This window comes from Shewanella sp. GD04112 (genome assembly GCF_029835735.1).
GTDB lineage: Bacteria > Pseudomonadota > Gammaproteobacteria > Enterobacterales > Shewanellaceae > Shewanella.
Genome location: NZ_JAOEAL010000001.1, coordinates 2002198 through 2014084, shown reverse-complemented (window position 1 = coordinate 2014084; position 11887 = coordinate 2002198). Strand labels below are relative to the sequence as shown.

Here is an 11887-nt window from a genome sequence, read left to right as displayed (position 1 = left end):
GTCCGCAAACCGCCCTTTTAACAAATGAGAGTACCTTCTTAAGCCTAGAAGGAAGAGGCCTGCATATCGATCACAAATCGGTAATGCACGTCGGATTTTTCCAGACGCTCGAAGGCTTCATTAATCTGCTCCATTTTGATCATCTCGACCTCAGGCAAAATGTTCATCCGGCCGCAGAAATCGAGCATCTCCTGAGTCTCGGCAATGCCACCAATGAGCGAGGCGGCAATACGACGACGTCCCATCACCATAGGCACAGTATTCACCTCGGCAATCGGCCCCACTTGACCGACTAAGGTGAGCGTGCCATCCACATTCAATAATGGCAGGTATGGGGTAATGTCATGCTTTGTTGGCACGGTATCGATGATAAGCTCGAAGCGATTGGCGGCTTGCTGCATGCGCTCAAGATCTGAAGAGATCAAAAAGTCACTCGCACCGAGCTCGAGCGCATCGCTACGCTTACTTTCCGAGCGGCTCAGCACAGTCACATGTGCGCCCATCGCGGCCGCAAGTTTGATCGCCATATGGCCTAAACCGCCCATACCAATGACAGCAACTTGACTGCCAGGCCCAACGTTCCAAGTTCTTAAGGGCGAATAGGTGGTGATCCCCGCACAGAGTAAGGGCGCGACTTTAGCAAGGTCGAGCGATGCCGGAATACTCAGCACAAACTCTTGGCGTACTACGATATGCTTGGCATAGCCGCCCTTGGTAAGCTCTTGGGTGTGCCTATCAGCACTGTTGTAGGTTTGGGTAAAACCCTGCTCACAAAACTGCTCTTCACCGTGGTGACAGTGGGTACATTCCTGACAACTGTCAACCATACAGCCCACAGCGACATGATCGCCCACCTTATATTTGTTCACTTGGCTGCCCACTTGCACCACGCGGCCAACGATTTCATGGCCTGGCACTGTGGGATAAACCGTCCAGCCCCAATCGTTTTTCACAGTGTGTAAATCGCTATGGCAGACACCGCTATAGAGAATTTCGATAGCGACATCGTTGTCCCGTAGTTCACGGCACTCATAGTGATAAGGTTCTAGCGAGCTTTGCGCCGACGCTGCGGCATATCCAATAGTTTGCATATTTCATCCCCTGTGGATTGAGGCAGAAACGTAGAATGACACGCTTCTGCGAGAAATAATCAAGGCCAGCAAAGCGCTGGCCCGTGAGCTAAATTACAGATATTGAGTGAAAAATTGCGTCAACTTATCGAAGGGGATCAGGTTCACTCTGTCATACAAGTCAACATGACCAGCACCTTTTACCAGATAGAGTTCTTTAGGCTCCGCTGCGAGGCTGTAGGCTTCTTGGCTAAACTCCAGTGAATGCGCTTCATCACCAGCAACAAATAACAAGGGGCGCGGAGAAATAGACTCAATATCGTTAAATGGATAAAAATTCATAAACTTAGTGTTACTGCTCAGGGTCGGATGCGTCGTCAGCTCAGGCGATGATCCCGCTGGCGTAAACTCTCCCCTTGGGGTGCGATAGAAATCATAAAACTCCTTAGCAATGGGGTGAGAGTTTTCATCGATTTCATGGGGCGTACCGCCAGTGTATTGGGTCTGACCGCCGCTAAACTCCACATAACGCTGCGCGGCCGCCTCGGCGATCATTTGTTGGCGCTGCGCTAAGGTCAACGACTTGCCATAGAGATGACGGCTAAATCCGCCCATGTCATACATGCTGACGGTAGCAATGGCTTTCATGCGTGGATCAATTTTCGCGGCGCTAATGGCAAAACTACCGCTGCCACAGATCCCGAGCACGCCAATGCGCTCTCTGTCGGCAAACTCGCTAGTGCCCAGAAAGTCTACCGCAGCGCTAAAGTCTTCAGCGTACATGTCCGGCAGCACGGCATTGCGTGGATTGCCCTCACTCTCACCCCAGAAGGATAAGTCGATGGCAAGGGTTACAAAACCACGCTCGGCCAGTTGCTGGGCATAGAGCACGGCGCTTTGTTCTTTTACCGCACCCATAGGGTGGCCTACGATAATGGCAGCGCGTTTTTCGCCGGCCTTCATATCCTTAGGCAAATAAAGATTGCCCGTGACATTCATCTTGTATTGATTTGGAAAAGTTACTTTTTGCATAGTCAGGGTTTCACTCCGATAAAAATTGTTAGCACCATGGGATAAATCACCTTGATGGCCCGGTGTTACCGCAAAGGCAGGCAAGCTTATTTATCAACAATGCCGTTATCAGCCATGCCGCCAAAGACAGCGCGCCGTTTGATGCCTTCATATTCAGCCCTTAATAGGGAACATACATGTCGCTTAAGCGAGATGAGTTAAGTGTCGCGGCAACTCATGCTGAAATTGTCGACAAAACGACCACAATATTGAAGCCATGAAACTCGTGGTTACTTGCCTAAAACTCCAAAAATGTGGGAATCGCGCAATGAGAGATGAGGAAATGGATGCCAGATAAGGCAGCAGAAATGTCGCGCTCGGCTGTATGTATCGGTTTAACGCGAATACCCGCGAGGGCAAATTAGGTGTACAAAAAGGCCAACGGGGAGTCGTTGGCCTAAGCGTTTATCAAATATTAAATCTATGGCGAAGACCTGCGCCAACGGGCCTAGCAAACTAGAGCGTCACGCGGCTCATCTGGGTCTGGTGATAACGCAAGCGACCGATAGCTAAGGCGATTAATGCAAGAAGAGTTAATGATCCCATCACCACTCCCTGCCACTCGGCTTTATGCCAAAACAGCATCAGGTAAGGCCCGCCCAGCGCGGCGCCTAAGTAATAGCAACACAAATACAGCGAGGTGGCTTTAGCGCGGTCGCGACTCGCGCGCATCGCCACAAAAGAATTGCAGCAGCTGTGGGTTAGGAAAAAGCCACAGGCCGTCATCAAAAAGCCCAGACAAATCGTGACTGGAGTATCGAACAGGGTCAATAAACTGCCCAGTAACATCAAGCACCAAGACCATTGGTATAACTTGTGCTGACCAAATTTGGCCAGCCATTTGGCAGTAAAATAAGAAGCCACGGTACCACTGGAATAACACAGGAAGATCAACGTCGCTTGGAAACGGCTCCACTCGTAGGGTGCGGCCATCAAATGCAGCTGAATAAAGCTAAATTGATTCACCATCATCATAAAAGTGATCCCACCTATGGCATAGGCTAAACGCATCTGCGAATCGGTTAGGTGATGGCTAAAGCCATAAATATCCTGTAATAAACGTGCCCGTTTTGACAGTGTTGGCGAGGTGGTTTGTCCGCCCGATACCGCTTGTGCATCGGCGCCAGAAGGCAATAAATAACTGGTTAAGGCAACGCCCGCAAGCGTAACTAAAAACAGCAGCCACATGGACTCTTGCCAAGATAAAAACTGCGACATCACCCCGCCCAGTAACCGACCGACAATCCCGCCGATACTGTTGGCCATGATATAAATGCCCGCCGCTTTGAGCATAGTGCTTGGCGAGAGTTGCTCCTTAAAATAGGCCATGGCAATGGCGGGCACCGCCGCTAACAGCACGCCCTGTAAAAAGCGGACGTAGACAAGAGCATTAAAATCCCCAGCCCAAATCAACAGCAGATTCGACAGCGCCAGTAGCCAGAGACTCACGACAATCGGCGTGTGGCGGCCAATTCTGTCGGACACAACCGCATAAATTAACAGCGAAAACGCCAGCGAAAAGCTGGTGACCGAGAGTATAAGGGTTGCCTTAGAGCCAGATACCGCAAAATGCTCGGCGATCAGCGGTAACATGCCCTGCATCAAATACAGATTGATATACACCACCACGGAAGCCACACACAGGGCCCACATCAGTCGGGTATCACGTTGTTTACTGTCGATAATAGTGTCTAACACGGCTTGCACTTTTGGCCTCGATAACGCATCACTCTCAGGATAGACAAAGATTAGCACCGGGCATAACATAACAATAATAGATAATTTATATTGAAATTATTGATTTTTGTTATAGCTAACAGTTGCGATACACTCTGTTATCGGCCAAGCAATGCGAGATACGACTGTACTGGGTTGTAGCGCATTATTAACCCTTAGAGCACAGTGCTCTCGAGCATAGATACAATCCAGCATAAAAGATGAATAATCATGGATATACGCCAACTTAAACATTTAGATGCACTGGCCAATACTGGCAGTTTTACCGCCGCGGCCAAGAAGCTCAATATGGCGCAACCGGCCCTAAGCCAAAGCATTAAACGGCTCGAGCAGTCGCTTGGGGTGACACTGATTAATCGCACTAGTAATAAGAATGACAAGCACCTCGCGCTCACCGCCGAAGGCTTAGTGCTGCATCAACATGCCACTTTAATCCTAAAACAAATCAAACAGGCCGAAGCGCAAATCCGCGCTATGGCGAATCTCACCTCAGGGGAAGTGCGGATAGCGGTGCCAGGCATGCTGGGCTCCTTCTATCTGCCCTCTCGACTTATGGCCTTTCGCCATCAATATCCCGAGCTAAAGCTGTCACTGTTTGAAGGCGGTACCCGTGACGCGCTACGGATGTTACAGCAGGAAGAAGTGGATATCGCCATCATTACCGCCCAAGATTTACAGAGTGACTTCGATAGCCAATTGTTGATCCGTGAGCAGATGGTGATCGCCATGGGCGCCGAGCACCCGCTCGCCGATCATCCTGCCGTCAGCCTCAACGACTTCTTTGACCATGAATTAGTGATGTTTAAAACTGGCTATTTCCACCGGGAATGGATCCTCTCCCAGGCCAAAGAATTGGGTAAAAAGCCCAATATTGCCTTTGAGACTAACCTGATTAACTTAATTAAACAGATTGTCTCCCAGGGATTTGGGATCACTAGCGTGCTCGAAATGGCCATCAGCCCAAAAGACGACATTCTCGCCAAACCCTTTGACCCACCGGTGTTTTTAAATCTGCATATCGCGTGGAAAAAGCAGCGCCCCGTCAGCCAAGCCGACCGCGCCTTTGTGGAATTTTTAATGAAAAACCGTTAACGCAAAGCAGTAAAGAATCCACCTTCTGAAGAAGGTGGCTTTGTTTTAACCCCCTAAAAGGGGGCCTTTATTCAAGAGCAAGTTGACCCTGCTCTTGCCGCTCTACTTTCTCTTGATGCCTAACGTATCTACGGATTATTTCCTCGTTAATTCCAATCGAATCGACGAAGTATCCTCTCTGCCAAAAATGATTTCCCCAAAGTTTATTCTTACGTAGGTAAGGAAATTTACTGAATATTTTCAACGCTATCTTACCTTTTAACGCCCCCATTAAATTCAATATAGATATCTTCGGAGGTACCTTCAGCACTAAATGGACATGGTCAACTTGAACATTTAGCTCCATGACTATGCATCCCATTTGATGGCAATAAACCTGAATGCATCGATAAACCTCTTTTCCGACATTACCTTTCAATATCCGAAAGCGGTACTTTGGTGTCCAGACTATATGATATTGACATCGCCAGAACACATGCGATGCTTGCTCGTATCTACTCATGTTATTTGCCTCTTTTGACTTCGCTAAAAATCAAAGATGCATTTAACTTGGGTAGGTATACAGGCAAAGCCTCAAATGATGATAACCACCTACTGAAGTAGGTGGTTTTGAGCTAAAAATAAAAAAGGGGATTAACTCCCCTTTTCGATAAAATGCAATCACGTATCCTGCAAATAGGCTTTAAAACACTCAGCCTAGGGCTCAGTGCGAACCGCTTTCATCAATACTTCAGTGGTGTATTTATCATTATTAATCACGGGGAAGCGGTCATAGGTTTGAAAAATCACCTTGTCCTGATACTTGATCATGGCCACTACGCCGTAATTAATGCGTTTATCGATAGATTGCGCCGGTAATAAGAACTTAAACGGCACAGGCGCCCGAGCGATATTAAAGCTCTTTTGGGCAATGATGACGCCGGGCGTGTTCAAATCGATAATCGCAATGGTAATTTCACTGCCTTGGGGCAGGAGAATTTTTTCCAAATAGCCCGCAGCTCCATTCACCACCACCGGAGGATCGGGTTGAACCGTCACGCAGCCACTTAAGGCAAATGACACCAGTAAGAATGAAAGAAACAACTTTATTTTCATCAACATATTAACTTCCTTTTACCATACGGATCAGCCCCTCTTGGGTCGTCGATGCGACAAGCTCACCCTGCTGATTAAAAAATTGGCCTCGTACATAACCTCGTCCACCGCTGGCGGTTGGACTGTCGATACTGTAGAGCAACCATTCTCCCATATTAATTGGGCGATGGAACCACATCGCATGATCGATTGTTGCCATGCGGATCCCTGGTGTTAAAAACGACACCCCATGAGGCTGAGCCGCCGTGACTAAAAAGTTAAAGTCAGAGGCGTAGGCCAGCAAATACTCGTGAATATGCGCATCCGTTGGCATTGGCCCATTCGCCCTTAGCCACACATAGCGATAAGGTTCGGTTTCTTTGGGCGCGAAGGGATGCAAAGGATTGACTAACCGCATCTCAATCGGCGCGTCTTCCATAAACTTTTCGAGAATGCGCGCGGGCACTTTATCCCTTAAGGTCATTGCCAGCTCATTTTGATTTAATAAGCCTTCAGGGCCCGGCACCTCAGGCATTTTGGCCTGATGGTCAAAGCCCGCCTCGGGTTCTTGGAAGGAGCAGGTCATATGAAAAATCGGCCGTCCCTTTTGTATTGCGCTCACGCGTCTGGCACTGAAACTGCCGCCGTCTCGCATATTCTCAACTTCATAGACTATGGGTAGCTTTTCATCCCCTGCGCGTAAAAAATAAGAGTGTAGCGAATGCACTTTACGCTCGGCTGGAACAGTTTGCTTAGCGGCGCTCAGGGCCTGCCCCATCACTTGGCCACCAAATACATGCCCAAATCCTAAGTCTTGGCTTTGACCACGAAACAGCCCGATTTCAATTTGCTCGAGGGATAATAATGATAAGAGATCGTCTAATACCTGACTCATGGGATCCTACTGAAAATTAGCAACTAATGCCCAAGGGTAACTCAGTTAGACTAGGGCTGACCAGTAGAGAGTCGATAGCTTATTGCATCTTGTTGCTTCAGCCCGCCCAAAACACTACTCAATCTTAATATGATGCTCAAGGGCACTCTGTTTTGACCAAGCCAGCACTTTATCTTCGCCGCAGGTATGCAGATTAATCGGAAAGGCATAATGCAACTCAGGCCAGAACTTGACCAGTTTATCGGGTGTGCACAGCCCCTCACTGAAATAGATGGACTGAAATTCGGCAAACATCCCATGACTCACGCTGCCCGCCCCCGCGAGCAAATGTTGGCCATTCGGTGCGGCATGGCTGACTAAAAATGCCATGGTCGCCGTGACCGTATCAAAGGAAAACAGCGGTTGAATCGCTGGGGCTAAGTGTTTATGGGTCATGGCCGTGAGTGCCTGCGGGCACAGGCTATTGATATGGATGTTATATTGCTCGCCCTCTAAAGCAAGGCTATTAACCATACCGACGAGGGCCATCTTGGCGGCGCTGAACGGGACTTGATGTAAGTCGCCAAACAACGCCGACACTCCAGTAGTCATCAAAATTCGGCCATAGCCATGGGCCTTCATTAGCGGCCAAATTGCTTGAGTCAGATAAAAGCTGCCATGCACATCCACATCAAACTGTCGCTGCCAGTCGGCTTGTTGGATATGCTCGAAGGAGCACGCGCCGTAAACCCCGGCGTTATTGATCAAAATATCCACGCGTTGCCAATCTTGCTGTAGGCGATGTACCATCGCCTTGACGTCATCCTGCTGGCTAACATCCACTTCAAAATACAGGCATTCTCCCCCGAGCTTCAAAATGGCCTCATGGGTTTGCTGCAGTTCTGCGTTAGTTACCTGAGTTAAGTTAGAAGAGCTAGTTGCCCTCAATGCCTCGCCTTGGGATGGACGTCCCTTAGGTTGGTCAACTAATACCAATTTGGCGCCCCGCTCAGCCAACATAATGGCATAGGCTCTCCCTAGCCCGGAGCCTGCTCCCGTTACCAACGCCACTTGATTATCGAAACGCATCCCACCGGTCCTTATCTTTAACATAAACGTGACGAGCTCATTTCACCTCAGTAAAGTCCTATTGAGGCACTTAACCTTGGGGTTTAAATCTCGATAAACTTAGCTAGCTTCACTCACGAACATGCGGGAGCAACATAGGCTATAAAAGCACAGCCCCTATAGATTTTCTTTGAACTTGGCGGCAAATCTTTCCCCTAAAAGCGAAACATCTGTGCGCCAATTCAAACTCTGTTACATGCGTGTATTAGATAGTACTCACTTTAAGGCAAATTCTTGTTATGCTATGGCGCTGTTCACTACCCAATTCTTTTTTCAGATAACGACTGGACATCATGAATCCTTGGATTTTAGCCATTAGACCCCGCACCTTACCCGCGGCAATCGGTCCCCTATTAATCGGTAATATTCTGGCACTGCACCTTGAACGTTTTAGCTGGTTAATTGCCGCCACCTCGATGTTGTGTGCCATCCTATTGCAGATCGCCGTTAACCTCGCCAATGACTACTTTGATTTTAAAAACGGCATCGATACCGCCGAACGGATCGGGCCGGTACGCGTGACCCAAAGTGGTATGATCCCCCCCCATAAAGTCCGTAATGCCATGATCCTATGCTTAGTGCTGGCATTAACCGTGGGCTCATATTTGATTTGGCATGGCGGCTGGCCGATTGCGATTTTAGCGGCAGCGGCAATTTTAGGCGCCCTCGGCTACAGCGGCGGCCCTTATCCTTTGGCATCACACGGGCTAGGTGAAGTCGCCGCCTTTGTGTTTTTTGGCTTAGTCGCCGTGGTCGGCAGTTATTATTTGCAGGCGGGTGACACTAATTTGAATGCTTGGCTACTTGGCTGTGCAATTGGCTTATTTAACGCCGCCATTATGTTGGTCAACAACACCCGTGATATTCGTACCGACACCCAAGCAGGCAAACATACGCTCGCAGTTAGGATTGGCGAGGCGCAGGCCAAAGTCTTGTATCAAGCGTTAATTTACTTGCCCTTTGGGTTAGTGATAGCGGGATTCTTACTGGGCATTCTGCCGGGCTTACCAGTACTGCTCGCGGGCTTATCCCTGCTTATCGCTCGTAAACTTAGCAGCGATTTCTATGCAGTATCCGGTGAGGCGCTCAATCCACTATTGGGACGCACGGCAAAACTCACTATGATTTTCAGCACCCTATTCAGTGTGGGATTGGTGTTTACCGCCTAAACAGGATATCAAGGTTTCGGGATTGCCCCAGAGTTGAGTTAAAAACCAGCCCACAGGGCGGCTAGGTAAAAATAGACTAAGCTTAAAATACAAAAAGGTTCGTCACGATGCGTTTAATACGCAACATGACGAACCTTTTGCTTTTAGGGGCAAATTAAGACCAGAGATAACCCGATATTGCGGTGTTTAATAACACACCACTAAATTGATGCGTGGCTTTTGGCGTCTGCAAATGCGCCGCCCCAAAACACACATGTAAAGGGATTAAGTGTTCTTCCCTTGGGTGGCTAAAACGTGCCTCAGGCGCCGATTGCCAATCGATTAATTGTGCCTTGGCGTGGTTATCGCCTGATGTCACCACATTCGTTAACCAAGTATCAAACGCTTTGCTGCGAGGCAACACCTTAGGATCGCTGGAGAAAAACGCCCTCATATTGTGAAACGACATACCAGAACCCACAATCAATATTCCTTGGGTGCGTAATGATGCTAATGCTTCACCGATAGCGATATGGGTACTCGGGTCCAGGTGCTGCACTAAAGACATCTGCACCACAGGAATATTCACTTCTGGATACATCAACTTAAGTGGTACAAAGGTGCCGTGATCGAAGGCACGCTGATTGTCGAGCCGCACCTCAATTCCACTCGCCTTGAGCAAACCAGCAATCGTTTCGGCAAGCTGTGGCTCACCGGGCGCGGGATAAGAAAGCGTATATGCCTCAGGGGGAAAGCCATAATAGTCGAACAACATGCCTGGATGGGGATGGCTCGACAGTGTCACCTGCGCCTCTTCCCAGTGGGCCGTCACCAATACAATGGCCTTGGGTGTTGGGATAGTATCTGAAACCTTGGATAAAAATGCCCTTAACTCCCGATGATTTGCATCATTGAGTAGCGGTAAAGGCCCGCCACCATGGGGAACAAATAACACTGGCATTAAAGCGGAATTCGCGTGCGTCATAATAAACTTCTCTTGATTAAACCGTTAGTTATCACTTGTAAATCAGATCTTGCCAGCCTTGTGGCTAAGAATTAGAAAGCCGCTTTCATGTCCACCAGCTGACGTTGGAAACGCACTAATCTATCAACGGTTTCATCGAGCTTGATGATTAAAAACAACAGCGCAGATAAAGACAGTGCGGGTAACGCGCTCAGGGTGGTTTCGTAATTAAAGTGGTAGTAAATGGCCCCCATCATCACCGACAGTAATGCGGTCGCCGACAGGACTCGATATTCACGCCAGCCAATGCCAATGGCGCCCAGCACTTCAATCACACCGATAAAATAGCCAAAACCCGTGGGCAAATTCATTACGCTAAAGGGCACATGGAAAAACGGCACACTGAGTAACTTGCCCATACCCGAGAATAAAAACACTATGCTCATCGCCAGCGTCACCACCACCGCCGCACGATTTAAGGTATTGGCACAGATAAAGAGTTTTTGAGGATCAGTATCGGCCGCGGTTTTATCTTCATTGCCTTTAGCTAAACATAATTGATTTATCGACATAACTACCTCATTACTCATCTCTTTTAGACCCTGTTCAGCGTGAACCCTCGCTAAACGGCACCCTAAACGCAAAGTAGTGGACTCGCATTGAGCCCACTACTGCTATAGGACGGAATTATGAGCCGACAAAAAGTAAATAAATATGGAATAATATCTAACATCTCCTAAAATAATTATTTACTTGTTTAAGAGCCTTGCCATGACCTTAGAACAACTGCTGATGTTCAATACCGTCGCCCTCGCGGGCTCGCTAAAAGCCGCCAGTGACAAACTTCATAAGACTCAGCCTGCGATCAGTCAGAGCATTAAACAGCTGGAATCCCAGTTAGATTTAGTGCTATTCGACCGCCAAGGGTATCGCTTAACGCTCACCCAAGAGGGACGAAAGCTGCTGCAATACGCCCAGCGTGTGCTGAATGAAGCGCAGGAGATGCGACAAGTCGCTAAGCATTTAGCTAAAGGTAACGAGGCCAGTATCACCTTAGCCTTCGAAGCATCCTTTAATCTAACCCGGATCTTGCCGATGCTAGAGCGAACTCAAAATGAGTTCCCTCACACTCAAATCATTCTTAAACAAGAATATTTAACCGGCGCGCTCGAAGCCTTAAATCAAGGCAAAGCCGATATTGCGATTTCAGCGGGCGGCATTGAGCCAATACGCTCAAGCCATTTTGAGCTGGCTTACTTATTTTCAGGCAGTCTATTGGATGTGGCCTCACCGCGCTTACTGAGTCGACACCCCACTCTGAGCCATGTGCGCGAATTGGTGAACGAGTACCAAATTGTGATCCAAGATACTGGCACTGGCACCGCCAATATTGAATTTGGGGTGCAAGCTGGACAGCGCCGTTGGTACGTTAATGATTTTTATACAAAGAGAATGCTCATTCAGAGCGGCATGGGCTGGGGAAAATTACCACATTATTTGGTGGAACAAGCCCTAGCGGATGGAAGCCTATTACCACTGGAACTGCGGGAAAGGCAAAACCTTATCCAACTCGATTACTATGTGATGCGCCCACCACACTCGCCATTAGGCCCAGTAGCGCAGGCACTGTGGGAAAACCTAGTCCAATTAGCCGCAAAGCAAAGCGTCTAAGCAATCTATCTAGGTAACACACGCTCAAGATATGTCGACTGAATAAGCATTTATGGAG

The 11887-nt window shown here is 48.4% G+C and carries 12 protein-coding genes; 3 read left to right on the top strand and 9 right to left on the bottom strand.

What is annotated here, in order from left to right:
* Nucleotides 1-44: 44 nt before the first annotated feature.
* The 3 genes from N7386_RS09050 to N7386_RS09040 all read right to left on the bottom strand — a co-directional run bounded on the left by N7386_RS09050 (nucleotide 45) and on the right by N7386_RS09040 (nucleotide 3848).
* Nucleotides 45-1091 carry an NAD(P)-dependent alcohol dehydrogenase gene (locus N7386_RS09050; RefSeq protein ID WP_126512986.1) on the bottom strand — a complete coding sequence of 349 codons (1047 nt, stop codon included), beginning with the start codon at nucleotides 1089-1091 and terminating at the stop codon, nucleotides 45-47.
* A 93-nt stretch (nucleotides 1092-1184) separates the two neighbouring features.
* Complete coding sequence (locus tag N7386_RS09045; RefSeq protein ID WP_197721444.1) at nucleotides 1185-2102, bottom strand: alpha/beta hydrolase; 918 nt, start codon at nucleotides 2100-2102, stop codon at nucleotides 1185-1187.
* Nucleotides 2103-2597: 495 nt separating this feature from the next.
* Entirely contained in the window at nucleotides 2598-3848 is a 1251-nt protein-coding gene (locus tag N7386_RS09040; RefSeq protein ID WP_126512984.1) for an MFS transporter, read from the bottom strand.
* A gap of 240 nt (nucleotides 3849-4088) precedes the next feature.
* Here N7386_RS09040 and N7386_RS09035 point away from each other — a divergent pair, with 240 nt between their 5' ends.
* Nucleotides 4089-4970: a LysR family transcriptional regulator gene (locus tag N7386_RS09035; protein ID WP_011622400.1), complete on the top strand. Its 882-nt coding sequence runs from the start codon at nucleotides 4089-4091 to the stop codon at nucleotides 4968-4970.
* 67 nt (nucleotides 4971-5037) lie between these two features.
* Here N7386_RS09035 and tnpA read toward each other — a convergent pair whose 3' ends face one another.
* From tnpA to N7386_RS09015, 4 genes are all read right to left on the bottom strand, one after another.
* Nucleotides 5038-5472 carry an IS200/IS605 family transposase gene (gene tnpA, locus N7386_RS09030; RefSeq protein ID WP_126512983.1) on the bottom strand — a complete coding sequence of 145 codons (435 nt, stop codon included), beginning with the start codon at nucleotides 5470-5472 and terminating at the stop codon, nucleotides 5038-5040.
* A 194-nt stretch (nucleotides 5473-5666) separates the two neighbouring features.
* Nucleotides 5667-6071 (bottom strand): YbaY family lipoprotein, encoded by a 405-nt coding sequence (locus N7386_RS09025; protein WP_126512982.1) that lies wholly within the window; start codon nucleotides 6069-6071, stop codon nucleotides 5667-5669.
* A 1-nt stretch (nucleotide 6072) separates the two neighbouring features.
* The gene (gene tesB, locus N7386_RS09020) at nucleotides 6073-6939 is read right to left on the bottom strand and encodes an acyl-CoA thioesterase II (RefSeq protein WP_023265842.1); all 867 of its coding nucleotides are present in this window, start codon (nucleotides 6937-6939) and stop codon (nucleotides 6073-6075) included.
* 114 nt (nucleotides 6940-7053) lie between these two features.
* The gene (locus N7386_RS09015; protein WP_126512981.1) at nucleotides 7054-8007 is read right to left on the bottom strand and encodes an SDR family NAD(P)-dependent oxidoreductase; all 954 of its coding nucleotides are present in this window, start codon (nucleotides 8005-8007) and stop codon (nucleotides 7054-7056) included.
* Between the two features lie 332 nt (nucleotides 8008-8339).
* Between N7386_RS09015 and N7386_RS09010 the strand changes: the two genes are divergently transcribed.
* Nucleotides 8340-9215 (top strand): 1,4-dihydroxy-2-naphthoate polyprenyltransferase, encoded by an 876-nt coding sequence (locus tag N7386_RS09010; protein ID WP_023265840.1) that lies wholly within the window; start codon nucleotides 8340-8342, stop codon nucleotides 9213-9215.
* Nucleotides 9216-9369: 154 nt separating this feature from the next.
* On the opposite strand, the gene N7386_RS09005 is transcribed toward N7386_RS09010, so the two are convergent.
* Together N7386_RS09005 and N7386_RS09000 are read right to left on the bottom strand one after the other, a co-directional pair.
* Nucleotides 9370-10179 carry a class III extradiol ring-cleavage dioxygenase gene (locus N7386_RS09005; protein ID WP_279768074.1) on the bottom strand — a complete coding sequence of 270 codons (810 nt, stop codon included), beginning with the start codon at nucleotides 10177-10179 and terminating at the stop codon, nucleotides 9370-9372.
* Between the two features lie 71 nt (nucleotides 10180-10250).
* Nucleotides 10251-10730: a DoxX family protein gene (locus N7386_RS09000; protein WP_126512979.1), complete on the bottom strand. Its 480-nt coding sequence runs from the start codon at nucleotides 10728-10730 to the stop codon at nucleotides 10251-10253.
* Nucleotides 10731-10929: 199 nt separating this feature from the next.
* Here N7386_RS09000 and N7386_RS08995 point away from each other — a divergent pair, with 199 nt between their 5' ends.
* A complete protein-coding gene (locus N7386_RS08995) occupies nucleotides 10930-11829 on the top strand; it encodes a LysR family transcriptional regulator (protein WP_126512978.1) in 900 nt (299 codons plus the stop codon).
* Nucleotides 11830-11887 lie beyond the last annotated feature (58 nt).